Source organism: Streptomyces sp. JLBT605, assembly GCF_058215555.1.
This window is the reverse complement of the sequence record NZ_CM177087.1, coordinates 4,277,892-4,295,130: the sequence shown is the minus strand read 5'-3', so window position 1 is coordinate 4,295,130 and position 17,239 is coordinate 4,277,892. Positions and strand designations below refer to the sequence as shown.

General features: G+C 74.0%; 10 protein-coding genes. 4 read left to right on the top strand and 6 right to left on the bottom strand.

Features of this window, described 5'->3' with window-relative positions; translation table 11 throughout:
• Positions 1-28: 28 nt before the first annotated feature.
• Complete coding sequence (gene ftsX, locus AC4BDD_RS18560) at positions 29-943, bottom strand: permease-like cell division protein FtsX (RefSeq protein ID WP_490686565.1); 915 nt, start codon at positions 941-943, stop codon at positions 29-31.
• 9 nt (positions 944-952) lie between these two features.
• Positions 953-1,642: a cell division ATP-binding protein FtsE gene (gene ftsE / locus AC4BDD_RS18555; RefSeq protein ID WP_490686564.1), complete on the bottom strand. Its 690-nt coding sequence runs from the start codon at positions 1,640-1,642 to the stop codon at positions 953-955.
• A gap of 393 nt (positions 1,643-2,035) precedes the next feature.
• Here ftsE and AC4BDD_RS18550 point away from each other — a divergent pair, with 393 nt between their 5' ends.
• Entirely contained in the window at positions 2,036-2,230 is a 195-nt protein-coding gene (locus AC4BDD_RS18550; RefSeq protein ID WP_490686563.1) for a hypothetical protein, read from the top strand.
• A 75-nt stretch (positions 2,231-2,305) separates the two neighbouring features.
• Here the strand turns inward: AC4BDD_RS18550 and AC4BDD_RS18545 are convergent, their stop codons facing one another.
• From AC4BDD_RS18545 to AC4BDD_RS18530, 4 genes are all read right to left on the bottom strand, one after another.
• Positions 2,306-3,001 carry a hypothetical protein gene (locus tag AC4BDD_RS18545; RefSeq protein ID WP_490686562.1) on the bottom strand — a complete coding sequence of 232 codons (696 nt, stop codon included), beginning with the start codon at positions 2,999-3,001 and terminating at the stop codon, positions 2,306-2,308.
• Between the two features lie 281 nt (positions 3,002-3,282).
• Positions 3,283-4,398: a peptide chain release factor 2 gene (gene prfB, locus AC4BDD_RS18540; RefSeq protein WP_490686561.1), complete on the bottom strand. Its 1,116-nt coding sequence runs from the start codon at positions 4,396-4,398 to the stop codon at positions 3,283-3,285.
• Positions 4,399-4,630: 232 nt separating this feature from the next.
• Positions 4,631-5,980, bottom strand: a complete 1,350-nt coding sequence (locus AC4BDD_RS18535; RefSeq protein WP_490686560.1) for a serine/threonine-protein kinase — start codon at positions 5,978-5,980, stop codon at positions 4,631-4,633.
• Positions 5,981-6,194: 214 nt separating this feature from the next.
• On the bottom strand, positions 6,195-7,961 hold the full coding sequence (locus AC4BDD_RS18530; RefSeq protein WP_490686559.1) for a serine/threonine-protein kinase: 1,767 nt from the start codon (positions 7,959-7,961) through the stop codon (positions 6,195-6,197).
• A 747-nt stretch (positions 7,962-8,708) separates the two neighbouring features.
• Here AC4BDD_RS18530 and AC4BDD_RS18525 point away from each other — a divergent pair.
• The 3 genes from AC4BDD_RS18525 to AC4BDD_RS18515 all read left to right on the top strand — a co-directional run bounded on the left by AC4BDD_RS18525 (position 8,709) and on the right by AC4BDD_RS18515 (position 17,228).
• Positions 8,709-14,174 (top strand): FtsK/SpoIIIE domain-containing protein, encoded by a 5,466-nt coding sequence (locus tag AC4BDD_RS18525; RefSeq protein ID WP_490686558.1) that lies wholly within the window; start codon positions 8,709-8,711, stop codon positions 14,172-14,174.
• 318 nt (positions 14,175-14,492) lie between these two features.
• Positions 14,493-15,812: an ABC transporter substrate-binding protein gene (locus AC4BDD_RS18520; protein ID WP_490691836.1), complete on the top strand. Its 1,320-nt coding sequence runs from the start codon at positions 14,493-14,495 to the stop codon at positions 15,810-15,812.
• Between the two features lie 24 nt (positions 15,813-15,836).
• Positions 15,837-17,228 (top strand): carbohydrate ABC transporter permease, encoded by a 1,392-nt coding sequence (locus tag AC4BDD_RS18515; RefSeq protein ID WP_490686557.1) that lies wholly within the window; start codon positions 15,837-15,839, stop codon positions 17,226-17,228.
• Positions 17,229-17,239 lie beyond the last annotated feature (11 nt).

The window sequence follows — 17,239 nt, the reverse complement described above, 5'->3', positions numbered from 1 at the left end:
TGAACCCACGGCGCCCGGGGCGAATGTGTCACACCTTGAGGTACTTGCGGAGCGTGAAGAACGCCGCGAGGGCGGGCATCAGCAGCCCGATCGCCAGTACCAGCGGAAGCTTGGCGAGGACCGCGTCCCAGCCGATGAAGTCGATGACGCTTATCCGGTCCGCCAGCCATCCCTGGATGAGGAACTGCTGCCCGCAGACGAGCAGCACGCCGGCGAGGACGCCGCCCATCAGGCCCGCGATGGCGGCCTCCATGATGAACGGCATCTGGATGTAGAAGCTGGAGGCGCCGACCAGCCGCATGATGCCGGTCTCGCGGCGGCGGCTGAAGGCCGACACCCGGACCGTGTTGACGATCAGCATGAGCGCCACGACGAGCAGCAGGGCCATCACACCGAGGGCGGCGAAGTTCATGCCGTTGAGGAGGTCGAAGAGGTTGTCCAGCGCCTCGCGTTGGTCGTTGACCTCCTGGACGCCGGGGCGGGCCGCGAAGGCACTGGAGATGACCTTGTACTGCTCGGGGTCCTTCAGCTTGATCCGGAACGACTCCTGCATCTGGTCCGGGGTGAGCGAGGCCGCCAGCGGGGAGTCGCCGAACTCCTCCTTGTAGTGCTTGTACGCCTCGTCGGTGGTCTCGAAGTGGACCGACTCGACGATGCCCATCTTGTTCAGCTCATCGCGGATTTCCTTCTTCTGCTCCGCGGTGGCCGCGCCCTTGTCGCAGGTCCGGGGCGAGGTCTCCTGGTCGTTCTCGTTGCAGAGGAAGATCGAGACGTTGACCTTGTCGTACCAGTAGTCCTTCATCGAGCTGACCTGCTCGCGCATCAGCAGCGACCCGCCGAACAGGGCGAGTGAAAGGGCCACGGAGACGATCACCGCGAAGGTCATCGTGAGATTTCGGCGGAGACCGACGCCGATCTCCGACATGACGAACTGGGCGCGCATGGCGTCCTTTCAGTGCTGGTAGCCGTAGACGCCGCGCGACTGGTCGCGGACGAGACGGCCCTGTTCAAGTTCGATCACGCGCTTGCGCATCTGGTCCACGATCTGCTGGTCGTGGGTGGCCATGACCACGGTGGTCCCGGTCCGGTTGATCCGGTCCAGCAGCTTCATGATCCCGACCGAGGTCTGCGGGTCGAGGTTGCCGGTGGGCTCGTCGGCGATCAGCAGCAGCGGCCGGTTGACGAAGGCCCGCGCGATGGCCACCCGCTGCTGCTCACCACCGGAGAGCTCGCCGGGCATCCGGTCCTCCTTGCCGCCGAGGCCGACGAGTTCCAGCACCTCGGGGACGGTCTTACGGATGGCGGCGCGCGGCTTGCCGATCACTTCGAGGGCGAAGGCGACGTTCTCCCCGACGGTCTTGTTGGGGAGCAGCCGGAAGTCCTGGAACACCGTCCCCAACTGGCGGCGCATCTGCGGCACCTTCCAGTTGGAGAGCCGCGCGAGGTCCTTGCCCAGCACATGGACCGCGCCGTGCGTGGCGCGCTCCTCGCGGAGGAGCAGGCGCAGGAAGGTGGACTTGCCCGACCCCGAGGACCCCACCAGGAAGACGAACTCGCCCTTCTCGACCTCCAGCGAGACATCGCGGAGCGCGGGGCGGTTCTGCTTGGGGTAGGACTTGGAGACGTTGTCGAATCGGATCACTGAAAAGCACCACGGTCCACGGTCGACCTGGACAGGAGGACGGGTACCGCTGGTGCGGCTCCCGTCGGTGTGCGTGACCATACGCGAAGCGCGTGCGCACGCGCAGTCGTCACTCCGCGTTGGTGCGTTTCTTCACGGCACATCACGGACAAAGCGGACGGAAGACTCCCGCTGAGCCACTGAGCGCCCGCACCGCGCCGGCACCGGTCCCGCACCGGCCCGCCGCCGGGCCGGCGGCGATGCCACGAGCCCGGTACGGTCCGGGCACAGAATCGTACGGGGCGCGCCGAACCGGGTGGAAGCTGGCACAGTGGTAGGGGGAACAATCCCATCGGTGAAGGCGTTCACCCCGTGACGAATGAGCGGCTCGGCCGCGCGGGAGAAGGAGAGCGCATGACGTACGACAGGCTCGTCTGCGCCAACTGCTCGAGCCCCGTGAGCGAGGCCCGGTGCCCGGTCTGCCGGGCCAGCCGGGAGCGGTTGCAGCAGCAGGACGGGCTCTTCGCCGGGCTGACGCCGGCCGCACTGGCCAGTCTGCTGCTGGCGCTGATCGCGGTGGCGCTGCTGGCCCACCAGGTCACCGCCTAGCGCGACCAGGTCACCGCCTGATACGACGAGGGCCCGGAGCGCGTGCGCTCCGGGCCCTTACGCCATTCCGCCAGGTCAGGCGATGGTGTTGCGGTTGATCAGGCGCGGCATGACCCGGAAGCCGATGCCACCGGCGATCATGGTCGCGGCACCGACCAGCAGGAAGGTGGTCTGACCGGCACCGGTCTCGGCCAGCTCACCGCTGTCACCGGTCTCCGCCAGCTCCTCCTTGGCCTTGCCCTGCTGGACAGGCTTGTTGCCGGCGCTGTCGGTGTCGGTGTTGTCCGTACCGCCACCGTTGTTGCCGTTGTCGCCGCCTCCGTTGTTGCCACCGGTGCCGTTGCTCGGCGGGTCGGTGGGCGTGGTCGGCGGGTCCGTCGGGTCCGTCGGCGGGTCCGTCGGAGTCGTCGGCGGGTCGGTGGGCGTGGTCGGCGGGTCCGTCGGGGTGGTCGGCGGGTCCGTCGGAGTCGTCGGCGGGTCCGTCGGGATGGTCGGCGGATCGGTCGGAACGGTCGGCGGGTCGGTCGGGATGGTCGGCGGGTCCGTCGGGTCCGTCGGCGGGTCGGTCGGAATGGTGGTCGGGTCGTCGTCCGGAGCCTTCACACCGACGTTGACGCCGTCGGCGTCCGCGCTGGCCGTCACACCGACGCCACCGACGCTGACATCTATGCCGGCGGCCGAAGCGGCCCCGGCGGCGGTGAGCGACGCACCCGCCGCGATCACCGCACCGGCCGCGAATCGAGCGACGCGCAGCCGCGTCTTCTTCGTCATATGGCTGCTACCCCCAGTAGCTGTACTCGTCATGGAGCAGCGCACGGGGCAACGGCCGTGAGGGGGTGCTGAGTTGCGGACGCGGCCATGCGGCGGTCCGCCTGCCCCCCTGCGCACGCGCCCCGGTCACACGCATGCCGCGCGTCAGCTTTCCCAGTTTCCCCAGCAGCGTCAAGGGCATTGCGCACGAGATGTCCGTTATGCAGGCCCTTGACGCCCGTACGGGTACGGGACTGTGACGAAATCGGCGCCGGGCAGGGGGGTTTCAGCCGGATCGGCGGCTACTGGGCCTGCTGCTCCTGCTGCTTGCGCCAGCGGATGCCGGCCTCCAGGAAGCCGTCGATCTCGCCGTCCAGCACGGACTGCGGGTTGCCGACCTCGTGTTCGGTGCGCAGGTCCTTCACCATCTGGTACGGGTGCAGGACGTACGAACGCATCTGGTTGCCCCAGGAGTTGCCGCCGTCGCCCTTGAGCGCGTCCATCTTGGCCTGCTCCTCCTGGCGGCGGCGCTCGAGGAGCTTGGCCTGGAGGACGTTCATCGCGGTGGCCTTGTTCTGGATCTGCGACCGCTCGTTCTGGCAGGAGACCACGATCCCGGTGGGGATGTGCGTCAGGCGCACCGCCGAGTCGGTGGTGTTCACGCCCTGACCGCCGGGGCCGGAGGAGCGGTAGACGTCCACCCGCAGCTCGGACTCGTCGATCTCGATGTGGTCGGTCTGCTCGACCACCGGGAGCACCTCGACACCCGCGAAGGACGTCTGGCGGCGGCCCTGGTTGTCGAACGGCGAGATCCGGACCAGCCGGTGCGTGCCCTGCTCCACGGAGAGGGTGCCGTAGGCGTACGGGGACTGGACGGCGAAGGTGGTCGACTTGATGCCGGCCTCTTCCGCGTACGAGGTCTCGTACACCTCGGTCTTGTACCCGTGGCGCTCGGCCCAGCGCAGATACATGCGCTGGAGCTGCTCGGCGAAGTCGGCGGCGTCCACGCCACCCGCCTCGGCCCGGATGTTGACCAGGGCCTCACGGGCGTCGTACTCGCCGGACAGGAGGGTGCGGACCTCCATCTCGTCGACGGCCTTGCGCACCGAGTCCAGCTCGGCGAGGGCCTCGGTGCGGGTGTCCTCGTCGCCCTCGGCCTCGGCGAGCTCGAAGAGCACCTCGACGTCGTCGATCCGGCCGCGCAGCTCCTCGGTCCGGCGCAGCTGCCCCTGGAGGTAGGAGAGCTTGCTGGTGATCTTCTGCGCGTTGTCCGGGTCGTCCCACAGGGACGGGGCCGCCGCCTGCTCCTCGAGCACGGCGATGTCGGCCCTCATCTTGTCCAGATCGAGGACCGCCTCGATCGACCCCATGGTGGAGGAGAGGGACTTCAGCTCTTCGGATACATCGACAACTGCCACGGCACCAGCGTAACGGCTGACGCGGGCAACCTGTCCCGGTCGGTGCCCGGCCGCTGCGACAAGGGCGGGAACAGGCCCGCCGGGGGCCGGGGCCGAGGCGGCCGCAGCCGGGCCGCGCCTCGGCCGGCGCGGGACCTAAAGACGCGCAAAGCGGCTGGTCAGAGCGGTGCGGGCCGGTTCGGGGCGGACTGTATGGGTGATCTGTGGGGCTCCGGGGTCGATCCCAGAGCGATCAAGGAGCGGGGGCGCCGGGGCCCTCGGGGGCCGAGTGCTCGCTGCCCTTGGGGGCGTCGTCCCCGCCGTCCTGGCCGACCGCCAGCCAGCCGCCGAGGGCGGCGGCCGCGATCACTCCGGCGGCGGCCACGCCCAGCTTCACCCGGCGGCGGCGCACCGCCGGGGAGGCGGTGCGGTTGCGCGCCGATCCGGCCCGGCGCTGCCCGGCGGCCCGGGGGGCGCGGGCGGTGCCGTGCGCGCCGCCGGCCAGCTCCTCCGCGTCCGGCACCCGCATGCTGGTGTGGGTGTCCCGGGCGGAGTCGGGCACCGCCCCGGGCACCAGCGGCACCGCGCCGCGGCGCCGGGCCGGGACGCCGCCCGCTCCGGGCACGCCTGGATCCCCGGCGGCGTACGCGGAGGGGTCGTACTCTCCCGGCGCCGGGCCCGAGGCGCCTGCCGGGCCGTCGGCCGGCCCTTCCTCCTCCGGCTCGTCGATGTCCAGCGGCGGATATCCGGCCAGGGCGGGAAGGAGCTCGCGCAGCCGGCCGGCCAGCTCCGAGGCGCGCAGCCGGGAGGCCGGGGCCTTGGCGAGGCACTGGACGAGGAGCTGCCACAGCTCGTCGGGGATGCCGGGGAGCGGGGCGACGGTCTCGGTGACATGGCGGCGCAGCACCGCGCCGGGGTGCCCGCCGCCGAACGGGGTGAAGCCCGCCAGCAGCTCGTAGAGCACCGTGGCCAGGGCGTAGACGTCGACGCTGGCCCGGGGCGGCAGGCCCTCGATGATCTCGGGGGCGAGGTAGTCGGGGGTGCCGATGACCCGGGTGGCGGTGGCCCGGGTGGAGCCGGTGCCGGCCGGGGGCGTGGCGCGGCGCGGTACGTCCACCAGGCGGGCGATGCCGAAGTCGGTGAGCAGGGCCGGGTGGGAGTCGCCGGGGCCGAGCGGGCCCTGCATGTCCAGCAGGATGTTCTCCGGCTTGACGTCCCGGTGCACGATCCCGGCGGCGTGGGCGGCGGCCAGCCCGTCTGCGACGTCCGCGGTGATGGCGACCGCGGCCTCGGGAGGCAGGCGGCGCGCCCGGTCGAGGCGGGTCCGCAGATCGGTGCCGCGCACCAGGTCCATGACGAGGGCGAGGTCGTTGCCGTCCACGACGAGGTCGCGCACGCCGACCACCCGGGGGTGGTCCAGGCCGAGCAGCGCGGCGCGCTCCTGGACGAAGCGGCCGACGAGCTCCTGGTCGGAGGCGAGGTCCTCGCGCAGCAGCTTGATGGCGACGGGACCGTCCGGCCCCTCGCCCAGCCACACCGTGCCGGCACTTCCGCGACCGAGGATCTGGTTGGCGGTGTACCGGCTGCCGATCTTCCGTGACAAGACTGCTCCGACTCCTCCGACGGGCATGTTGGCGACAAAACTACGCGGCCGCGGCCCGATAGGGAGCCACAGTGCGTGCCAACTGTCACTTCTGCGGCAGAAAACACCCTTCAGATGTCGACAAATCTCCAAGGTCGGCAGCGAATCGGCCCCGGTCGCAGGGCAACCGGGGCCGATATCGCGTGAATTACACCGGAGTGACCGGGGCAGGCCGCTATTGGGTCAGGTTGTCGATTTTGCTGAGCAGGTCCTTGAGCTCGCCGAGCAGGCCGGTGACGGTGTCCCAGAAGTTCTTGCCGTCGGCGATCCAGTCCTTGAGCGGGGTCAGCTCCCAGACCAGCCAGGAGCCCACGATCATCAGCACGATCACGAACAGGCAGCCCTTGAGGCAGCCCATGCCCGGGATCCGCATCGGATTGGCGCTGCGCTGGCGCGGCTCCCGGCGCGGCGCGGGCTGCGGCGGCTGGGGCTGGTGGGGCTGCTGAGGCGGCGCGTACGGCTGGGGCTGCGGCTGCCGGCGGTACGGAGCCGGCGGCGGGGCCGGCGGCACCGGCCGCTGCTGGGCCATCGGCGGCGGCTGCGGCTGCTGGTGCTGCGGCGGATACGGCTGGTACGGCGGCGGCTGCTGCTGGCGGCGCTGCTGCGGCTGCTGGTACCCCTGCTGCTGGTACGGCTGCTGGGCCGCGGGGCGGCGCTGCGGGCGGCGGGCCAGCGGGTCCTGGCCCGGGTCGAGGTACTGGGTCTGCTCGTTGCGGTCGCGGGCCGCGCGCATCTGGTTCTGCCAGGGGTGCGGCTCGTCCGGCCCGGAGCCGGCGCCCTGGCCGGAGCCGGTGGGCATGGCGCGGGTGGGGTCGGCCGCACCGGCCGGCCCGGAGCCGGTGGGCATCGCCCGGGTGGGGTCGGCGTCCGGTCCGCCGGCCCCCGGCCCGCCCGGTCCCCCGGTCTGCGGCAGCACACTGGTCGCCGCGGCCGGGTCGTAGGACGGAGCGCCGGCGGCGCCGGAGGGCAGCACCTGGGTGGGATCGGCCGCACCGGCCGGATCGCCGCCCGGCACCGGGGCCGGTGCCGGGTCCGGGTCGAGCAGCGCGGCGACGCCCAGCGCGGCCTCGGCCTGGGCGGGCGAGGCGTGCACGCCGATGCCCTCGGCGACCACCCGCAGCGCCCGGGCCAGGTTCTCGGCGCTCGGCCGCTCCTCCGGGCTCTTGCGCAGGCAGCGCTCGATGACCGTCCACAGCGGCTCGGGCAGGGTGCTGGGCCGGCGCGGCTCCTCGCTGAGATGCCGGTGCAGCACCTCCAGAGCGGTGTTCCCGGCGAACGGGGGCCGGCCGGTGACCAGCTCGTACAGCATGATGCCCGCGCCGTAGATGTCGACGGCGGAGGTCTGCGGGCGGCCCTCGGCGGACTCCGGCGCCACATAGGCCGGGGTGCCGACGAACTCATGGGTGCGGGTCAGCCCGGGCGAGTCGGCCAGGCGCGCGATGCCGAAGTCGGTCAGCATCGGGTGCATCTGCTCGCCCTCGCCGGTGCCCGCGAGCAGCACGTTGGCGGGCTTGAGGTCGCGGTGCACGACGCCGTCGGCGTGGCTGGCGGCGAGCGCGTCGGCGATCTGCGCGGTGAGCAGGGACGCGGCCACCGGGGTGAAGGGGCCATTCTCGCGGAGGTACTTGTGCAGGTCCGGCCCGTCCACCAGGTCCATGACCAGGGCGAGCAGATCACCCTCGACGACCAGGTCGCGGGTGCGGACGATGTTGGGGTGGGTGAGCCGCAGCAGCACGGACCGCTCGCGCAGGAAGCGCATCACGATCTCGGCGTCGTTCGCGAGCTCCTCCTTGAGGACCTTGATCGCGACGGTCTCGCCGGGCTGTCCGGCGACGGCGGCTTCCGCGCCCGCCGCCTCCCGCTGACTCGCTCGCCAGACGGTGCCCGTGGCTCCGCGCCCGAGCGGCTCCTCCAAGAGGTACTTGCTGCCTACCGGCCGCACGTCATGCGCTCCCTGATCGTGGTCATTACGGTGTGCTGCTGCGTCTGCGTGTCTCGGCTGAAACGCTGACTGCTGTCCGTCGTCTGCTGCCTGGTGTCCGGTCTCTGGTGTTCTGGTGCTCCTCGGTGCCGCCGGTGGTGCTCCGCGGCCCTGCCGGGCCTGCGGTGCCGCGCGTCTGCTCCGGCGGCGGAGGCGGCCGGTCCGCCCCACTCTAGTGCCGCCGCGGCGCGCCCCGGGTGGCCCGTCTCACAGCCCGCCGGGCGGTGTCCCTCACCGGGCCGGCCTGCCTGCCACCGGTCACCGGCCATCGGGTACCGGCGGCTGCGGAAGGAAGACGCGGGATCCGGACGGATGGTTGCCGCGGCTCCGGGAAGAAGTGGTGAGGTCATCCACCGCCATCCGGTCGTTATCGAAACGGTCAATCGTCGTCACCTGTGGACAGTCGGCGTTACGACACGGACGCATGACGTCATCGGGCGCCCACCGTCTCGGTCCCAACCGGGCGGTTTCAGCCAGCCGACCGACCAATCAAGATCACGGACTGGTGGCCGCCCGACGGAGTGTCAGCGGCAGGTGCGAGGATGCACGCAGCACGGAAGCGGTGGCACGGCCAGCCGGGGGTCGCGTTCCGCGCCGAGTACGAACCTTGTCGTACGTGTACGACCTGTACGCGTACGTGCCGAGCGCCTGGGGGCGATGGGGAAACGGCGCCCCGGACCCCGCGGGCAGAAGGGACCGTTGACGGCTATGCGAATTCGGCTGACCGTCCTCGGGCCGCGTGCTGCCCACCCCGGCTCACTGGGCCGGCCGGGCCAGCCGGGCCATCAGCAGGCGAACGAGGCGCACGCCACCCGGTCCGGCCCGCCACCGCACCCCGCGCCCTCCGGAGCGGCGGCTCATCCCGGGCCCCCCTGCGCGGTGGACGTCCTGGTGACCGCCCCGGCCGGGACCCTCCTCTCGGCGGTGACGGGCGGGCTGGCGGACGCCGTGGCCGCGGCCGGTGCGGATGTGGGCAGCGGATCCGGCGTGCTCTTCGCGGGCGCCGAGCGGCTGGACCCGCAGGGCAGCGTGCTGGGCGAGCCCCCTGTGGTGGATGGCGCGGTGCTCTCCTTCCACGCCCCGGCCGATCTTCATGCCCACCCCGGCGACCAGGCGCTCACCGCCTCCGCGGCCGACACCGGCGTCCAGCTGCATGTCGTCGCCGGGCCGGACGCCGGCGGCGTGCATCTGCTGCACGGCGGCCAGATCCGGATAGGCCGCTCCATGGACGCGGACGTACCGCTGGACGATCCGGACGTCTCCCGGATGCACTGCGCCGTGACGGTCGCCGAGGACGGCCGGATCACCGTCGCCGACCTGGGTTCGACCAACGGCACCTCGGTCGACGGCGAGCGGATCGGCGGCGCGCCGGTCCCGCTGACCCCGGACGCGCTGCTCCGGATCGGCGAATCCGCGCTGCGGCTGCGGACCCCGGCCCCGGGCCGGGCCGCGGGCGCCCCGGGTGCCCCGGGCGCCCATCCCGCCGCCTCCGGCTCACCGGCGGCGGATGCCGGGGCGCTTTCGAGGACGCCTCCGGGCGCGTATCCCGGGGGCTACGCCGGGCCGCGTCCCGGGGCCGATTCGTATCCAGGAGACGGCCACGGGCCCCACTCGGTGGCCAAGTCGCGTCCCGGGGCCCCCGGGGGCGAGCCGCCCGGCGGTGGCCTCGGCTCCCACCCGGGCGGCGCCGATGCCACCCACCCTGGCAGCGGATCCCTGGTCGGCCGCCGGCCAGGCGCGCCGAGCGGAGCCGGCCGGGGGACGCCGCTGCGCGGCACGCCGGTCCCGGCGGACATCCCGCAGGCCGCCGCGCCCCCGTCACCGCACAGCCACCCGACGGACCGGCCGCAGTCCGCCGCCGCCGGAGCCGCCACCGGCTACCCGCCCGCGCACGGCCCCGAGCCGGGGCCCGGCGGACACGGCTACGCAACCGGCGAGCCCGGCCCCGGGACGTACCGGACGGACCAACGGGAGCCCGGCCCGGGGACGTACTGGACGGACCCGCAGGACCCCGGAGCGGTCGGCGCCGGCGGGCAGGGCGCCGCACGGGCGGGGCACGCTGCCGGGCAGCCCGGCGGCGGGGCCTCGCAGCCGCCGCCGTCGTCATCGTCCTCACCGCGCCGACGCGGCGGCATAGGCGCCTGGGCCCGGCGGCTCGCGGGCGGGCGGGCGGCCGAGCGCGCGGCGGAGCAGGACGAGTGGACCGGCGAGGACCTCGACGCCCAGCGGGCGCGCGCCGCCGCCGAAGCGGCGGCGTTGCAGCGGCGCTGGCCGGACGCCGCCGAAATCCTGATGACGGCCCTCGGGCCCGGGCCCCGGCTGTGGGAGCGCGGGCCGCGCCACCCCGACGCGCTGACCGTGCGGCTGGGCGCGGCCGACCGGCCCTCGGCCGACGGCGCCCTGATCCCCGCCGCGCCGGTGACCCTGGATCTGCGGCGCGCCGGGTCCCTCGGACTGGCGGGGCCGCGCGCCCGGCTCTCCGGACTGGCCCGTTCCGTGATCGCCCAGCTGGCCGCACTGCACTCCCCCGCCGTGCTGGAGATCGTCCTGATCAGCACGGACCGGGGGCGCGGCGTCGAGGAGCGGCTGTCCGAGTGGTCCTGGCTCGGCTGGCTGCCCCAGCTGCACCCGTCCCACGGGCAGGACTGCCGGCTCCTGCTCGCCTACGACCGCGAGCAGGCCACGGCTCGCGCGACGGAGCTGGTCCGGCGGCTGGACGAGAGTCAGCTGGGCCCGGCCTGGGCCACCGCGCCGCCGGCGGCGGTGGACGCGGCGGCCGAGGAGTACGACGGGCCGTTCGCGGTGGTGATCGTGGACGGCGACCCGGGCTCGCCCGCCCTGCGCGAATCGCTCGCCCGCCTGGCGGCGGGCGGCGCGGCGGGCGGTGTGCATCTGATCTGCCTGGCCGAGACCCCGGCCGTCGCCGCCACGGATCCGCTCTCCGCGGGCTACGCGGACGCGTGTGCGGTCTCCCCGGTGTTCGCCGAGTGCGGGACGGTGGCGCTGCTCGGCGGTGACGTGGCGACGAGGCTCCATGTCGCCCGGCCCGAGCGCGCCCATCGCCGGTACGGCGCGGCACCGTCCAGGCCGCCGGTCGCCGCCGCCCCGGCGGCCGGCCCGGCGGCCGGCCCGGATGCCGCCCGGTACGCCGCCACCGGGCACGGCGCCTCGCCTGCTGTGCACGGCGCCTCGCCTGCTCACGACCCGGCCGCTCAAGGCCCGTACGACCAGGCGTCGTACCGCCAAGCCTCATACGGCCAGGCGTCGTACGGCCAGGCCCCATTCGGCCAGGCCGGAGATCCCGCCGCCCGGCCCGGCGGCTCGGCGGCTGTACGCGGCGCGGTCCAGGCGGCGCCCGGCGCGGGTGACCGGGCGGCGGTGCCCACCGCAGGAGATGGCCAGCGCGTGCCCGGCGCGGGTGATCAGGGGCCGGGCAGTCAGGAGCCGGGCAGCTGCGCGGGGGCGCCTGCCGCGCCCGACGCGAGCTTCGACCCCCGTGAGACCCGCGAGACCCGCGATCACCGTGATGCCCGTGATCACCGCGCCCCTCATCAAGCGAACGGGTCCGCTGTGGCCGGGGCCACAGGAGCATCAGGCTGGGCCGGGCCCGCCAGTCAGGGCCGCCCGGCAGAGGCCCCAGGGGCCGGTGTACCTGCCGCCACCGGCCAGCACGCCGCACCGTACGACCGCCCCGGCGGTGCGCCCGGCAGCGGCGAGGGCCGGGTCGCCGGAGGCCGGGCCGGGGAGCGAGGCAGCGCCGCCCCTGGTCACGCCCCGCACTCGCCCGGCCCCGAGGCGGGCTGGGCCCAGGCCGGTGCCCCGGGGACGCGGTCGTCCTCCGGCGCGGCTCCGGCCGCGAGCGCCCGGTACGGCGGTGGAAGCGGTGCGTCCGGCCACACCTCCGGCGGGGCCGGCCCGGAGCGGGCGCCCGTCGCGGGAGGCCCCGTCCGGGATGCCCCGGGCGTGCCCCCGACTCCCCCTCAAACCTCGCCGCACGCCCAGTCCTCCCCGGCTGACCAGGCCGGGCAGGTCCCCGCCGACCGAGCGGGATACGCCCAAGGCGCCCATTCCGGGCAGCCGGCCGCCCCTGCGGGCCCAGGGGCGACCGGCCGAGCCGGGCACGCCCCGGCGGCCCCGTCCGATCAGGCGGGCCCAGCAGCCGCCCAGGCCAGGCACGCCACTGCAGGCCAAGCCGGCCAGGTGTCGGCAGGCCGAGCCGGGCACGCCCCGACTACCCGAACCGGACACGCCCCAGACGACCAGGCGGGACACGTCCCGGCCACCGAGGCCGGGCACAGGTCCGCCGCCCAAGCCGGCCCGGCACCAGCCGCTCACACCGGCCATGCGCCGGTCGGCCACGCGGGGCAGGTGCCGCCGGGCGCGGCCACCGGGCAGGGCGCTGCCGGAAGCCAGGCACGGCCGGTCGGTTTCGACGCCGCCGCGGGGCACGCCGGGTACCTGCCCGAGGTGAGGCAGCTGGCCGCGGCGCCCGGTGGCGACGGTGACGCGACGGTGGACGCGGTGTCCGCCGCCTGGGCCGAGCGGTTCGCCCGGGCGCTCGCCCCGCTGCGCTCGCTCGGCCTCGCGGAGCCCGCGGGCTCCGCCCTGTCGGCCTCCGCGCTGCCCGAATCCTCCCGTCTCCTGGATGAATTGGGCCTGGCGCGGGCCACCCCCGCCTCCCTGATGGCGCGTTGGGCCGCTGCCGCCGACCAGGCGCCGATCGGCGGGCGGACCCTGGCGGTGCTCGGGGCGGGGCCTCGGGGCCCGATCTCCGTCGACCTTGCCGCCGAGGGGCCGCATCTGCTGGTCGACGGCGCGCCGGGCACCGGTAAGACGGAGCTCCTGCGTTCCCTCGCCGCCTCGCTCGCCGCCGCCGAGCGGCCGGACCGGCTGGGGCTGGTGCTCGTGGACGGCGGCGGCACGGAGCGCGGCGAAGGACTCCGGGTCTGCACGGATCTGCCGCACGTCTCGACGTATCTGGCCGCCTCGGACCCGGTCCGGATGCGGGAGTTCGCGCAGGCGCTCACATCGGAGCTCAAGCGCCGCGCCGAGTTGCTGGGCCAGTTGGACTTCGTCACCTGGCACGCACGGCACAAGCGCGGGTCCCGGGTGGTCTCACCCCGCCGTGCCGGGGACGCCGGTGCGGTGTCGGCCGCCGCCGAAGCCGGCCACGGCTCCAGCGCCGACGCCGTCCGGGCGACGGCCCCCACCCCGGCCGCCGGCCCGTCCGGCGCACCCGGCGTGGCCGGAGGGCGGGCCGGTAACACCGACCCGGCTGCCGCGCCGCGCGCTTCGCACTCCGGATCCGCGCAGGAGACACCGCCCGGCGCGGCCCCGGGGTCCCCGAGGCCCGGGGCGGACGCCGGCACTGGCACTGGCACTGGCACTGGCACTGGCACTGGGGGCACGATGCCGGGCCCGCGTTCCCGACCCGGGGCGCCCGGACCGGTGTCGGGCGCCGACAGAGGCACCAGCGCCGGAACCAGCCCTGCCCCGGGCTCGGGCTCGGGCTCCGGCCCAGGCCACACCCCGGAACCCGGCCGCGGGGGCGATCTTGACCCGGCGCCCAGCGGCACACTGCGGTTGCGCACCCAGGCGGCATCCGACAAGGCGGAGGGGCGGCTGACCGAGCGGACCGCGCTGCCCCGGCTCGTCGTCCTGGTCGACGACTTCGACGCACTGGTGGCGCCCGCGCTCGGCAGCACCGGTCGGCCCGCGGCCGGGTCGGTCGTACGGGCGCTGGAGGCCGTGGCCCGGGACGGCGCCCGGCTCGGGGTGCACCTGATCGCGGCATCCGGCCGCCCGGACCGTACGGCGGACACGGCGGCGGTCGCCCACGCCGGGCTCTGGATCACTCTGGAGCCGCGGCCGGCTCCAGGTGGGGACGACCAGGGCACGACGGGCACCCCGGGGGCGGGCCGTGGCCGCCTGCACCGGCCGGACGACGGCGCCGTCATGCCCTTCCAGGCGGGGCGGGTGACCGGGCGCATCCCGCGCACGGCGACCCAGCGGCCGACGGTCGTACCGCTGGACTGGCGGCGGATGGGCGACCCGCCCACCCGCCGACCGCTGCGCGAACTGGGCAACGGCCCGACGGATCTGGCCCTGCTCGCCAGCGCGTTGCAGCGCGCCGCGCAGTCGGCGCAAGCGCCCACCATCCCCGCCCTCCTCTGACAACCCGCGCCCCACGCCCCAACCGCCCCTGGTCCCACCTCCGCCAGACGCTCAACCCCACTACCTGACCCCGCATCACATCCCGGTCACGATCGGGGAGTTGACCTTGATCACGGTATTGCGGCGGCCGGGGACGGGGCGTAGGACTGTGCGAACGGGAAACGGCCAAAGCACGGACGGGGACGGCGGGCAGGGTCCGTAACGGGAGGGGCTGCGGGGATGCACACACCGCTTCGCAAGTGCGGGAGGCGCGAGGGGCGACCGGAGCCACCGCGGCGGGTGCGGCCCACCAGGCAGGCGCGGCGGGCGACGCGGGTGGTGCCGGCGCTGGCGACGGCCGTCGCACTCGTCCTGGCCGCCGCGGGCTGTGGCGGCGAGGACGCCGCGGCCGGGGGCAGTCCGGCTCCGGTCACCGTGCGGCTGCCCCAGCTGAAGGGGGAGAAGCTCCAGGTGACCGCGGTGTGGACCGGGACCGAGCAGGCGAACTTCACCAAGGTCCTGACCGAGTTCGAGAAGCGCACCGGCGCCGAGGTGTCGTTCGTGCCGAGCGGCGATGACATGTCCTCCTTCGTCGGATCGAAGATCGCGGGCGGCCGGCCGCCGGACGTGGCGCTGGTGGGGCAGGTCGGGGTGTTGCGGGAGTTCGCCGAGAAGGGCTGGGCCAAGCCGCTGGGGCCGGAGGCCAGGGCCCAGCTGGCCAAGAACTACGCGCGGGGCTGGCAGGACCTCGGCTCGTACCAGGGCACCCCTTACGGCGTGTACTTCAAGGTCAGCAACAAGTCGCTGATCTGGTACAACACCTCGGCCTTCGAGTACGCGGGCGCCAAGGAGCCCAAGGACTGGCGGGATCTGCTCGCCCAGGCGCAGTTGATCTCCGACTCCGGCACCGATCCGGTGTCCGTGGGGGGCGCGGACGGCTGGACGCTGACCGACTGGTTCGAGAACGTCTACCTCTCCCAGGCGGGGCCCGAGAAGTACGACCTGCTCGCCCAGCACAAGATCAAGTGGACGGATCCTTCGGTGACGAAGGCGCTGACGACGCTCGCCGAACTGTGGGGCGGCAAGGGGCTGCTGGCGGGCGGCAGGGGCGGCTCGCTGCGGACGGCGTTCCCGGACTCGGTGACCAAGGTGTTCGGCAACGCGGCCGAGCCGGAGGCCGGGATGGTCTTCGAGGGTGACTTCGTCGCCGGGAACGTCGCCGACGCGGGCGCGGACCTGGGCACGGAGGCGAAGGTGTTCCCGTTCCCGGGGGTGGACGGCGGCAAGGCGCCGGTGGTCACCGGCGGAGATGTCGCGGTCGCGCTGAAGAACAGCAAGGCGTCGCAGGCGCTGCTGACCTTCCTCGCCTCGCCGGACGCCGCGCACATCTGGGCCCAGGCGGGCGGTTTCGTCTCGGCGAACAAGGCACTGGATGTGAAGGCGTACCCCAGCGCCCCGCTGCGGTCCATCGCCACCGCGGTGATCGCGGCCGGTGACGACTTCCGTTTCGACATGTCCGATCAGGCGCCCGCCTCCTTCGGCGGCAAGCCGGCGCAGGGCGAGTGGAAGGCGCTCCAGGACTTTCTGGGGGATCCGCGGAACGTGCGCGGCACGCAGCGTCGGCTGGAGGCCGACGCCGCCAAGGCGTACCAGGACTGATCAGGCGACCGGGAGGCCCACATCATGTCGACCGTGACGGCGGGCGGCGCGGCGGCGCCTGGCTCGCGACCACCCACCTCAAGCTCAGGCGGCACCTCCGGCCCGCCGGGTAAGGCCCGGAAATCCAGGAAATCTCTGATGGGCAGCCGCCCCTGGGTGGCGGCGCTGTTCCTGCTGCCCGCGCTGACGCTGCTGGGCGCGCTGGTGGTCTATCCCATCGGCTACTCCCTCTGGCGGAGTCTGTTCGACGCGTCGGGTGACGGCTTCGTCGGGATGGACAACTACCGGGAGGTCTTCTCCGACGACTCCATCCGGACGGCCGTCAAGAACAACGTCATCTGGGTGATCGTCGCCCCGTCCGTGGCCACCGCCCTGGGGCTGATCTTCGCCGTGCTGACCGAGCGGGTCCGCTGGGGTACGGCGTTCAAGCTCGTCGTCTTCATGCCGATGGCGATCTCCATGCTGGCGGCCGGGATCATCTTCCGGCTGGTGTACGAGCAGGACCCGGACCGGGGCGTGGCGAACGCCATGTGGACGACGGTGCACGACACCTTCGCCGACCGGCCGCCGTTCCCCGGTGCCCATCCGCGTGCCGACGCCGGTCTGCGCGAGTCGCCGGACGGCTCGTACACCGCCCCGGCGGTGGCCGGCGCGGGATCGGCGCAGCTGATTCCGCTGGTGGGGGCCAAGCGCGGGGACGTGAGCGGCGCGGCGGAGGCGGTGGCGGCGCGTCCGGAGCCGGGCAAGGTCACCGGGACGGTGTGGTTCGACTTCACCCGCGGCGGCGGGGGCCGGCACGGCGTCCTGGACGCGGGCGAGAAGGCGCTGGCCGGGGTCACCGTCGAGGCGGTGAAGGACGGCCGGGTCGTCGCCGAGGCGAGGACGCGCTCGGACGGTACGTACACCCTGCCGGGCGAGGCGGCGGGCGCGCGGCTGAGACTGCCCGCGGCCAATTTCGACGAGCCGTACAACGGGGTGGACTGGCTGGGCCCGTCGCTGGTCACCCCGGCGATCATCGGCAGCTATGTGTGGATGTGGGCGGGGTTCGCGATGGTGCTGATCGCGGCCGGTCTGGCGGGTGTGCCGCGGGAGCTCCTGGAGGCGGCCCGGGTGGACGGGGCCAATGAGTGGCAGGTGTTCCGGCGGGTGACGGTGCCGCTGCTGGCGCCGGTGCTCGGGGTCGTGATGGTCACGCTGATGATCAACGTGCTGAAGATCTTCGACCTGGTCTACATCATCGCTCCGGGCACCACGCAGGACGACGCCAATGTGCTGGCGCTGCAGCTGTTCCAGTCGTCCTTCGGGACCGATGTCAACCAGGGCGTGGGCAGCGCGATCTCGGTGTTCCTGCTGGTGCTGGTGGTGCCCGTGATGCTCTGGAACATCCGCCGGATCCGAAAGGAGAGCCGCCGATGACATCTGCGGAC

Bases quoted from the DNA above. Each gene is read 5' to 3' on its own strand.
- AC4BDD_RS18545 (WP_490686562.1), bottom strand. From the start codon at position 3,001: ATGACGAAGAAGACGCGGCTGCGCGTCGCTCGATTCGCGGCCGGTGCG.
- AC4BDD_RS18550 (WP_490686563.1), top strand. From the start codon at position 2,036: ATGACGTACGACAGGCTCGTCTGCGCCAACTGCTCGAGCCCCGTGAGC.
- AC4BDD_RS18525 (WP_490686558.1), top strand. From the start codon at position 8,709: ATGCGAATTCGGCTGACCGTCCTCGGGCCGCGTGCTGCCCACCCCGGC.
- AC4BDD_RS18515 (WP_490686557.1), top strand. From the start codon at position 15,837: ATGTCGACCGTGACGGCGGGCGGCGCGGCGGCGCCTGGCTCGCGACCA.
- ftsX (WP_490686565.1), bottom strand. From the start codon at position 943: ATGCGCGCCCAGTTCGTCATGTCGGAGATCGGCGTCGGTCTCCGCCGA.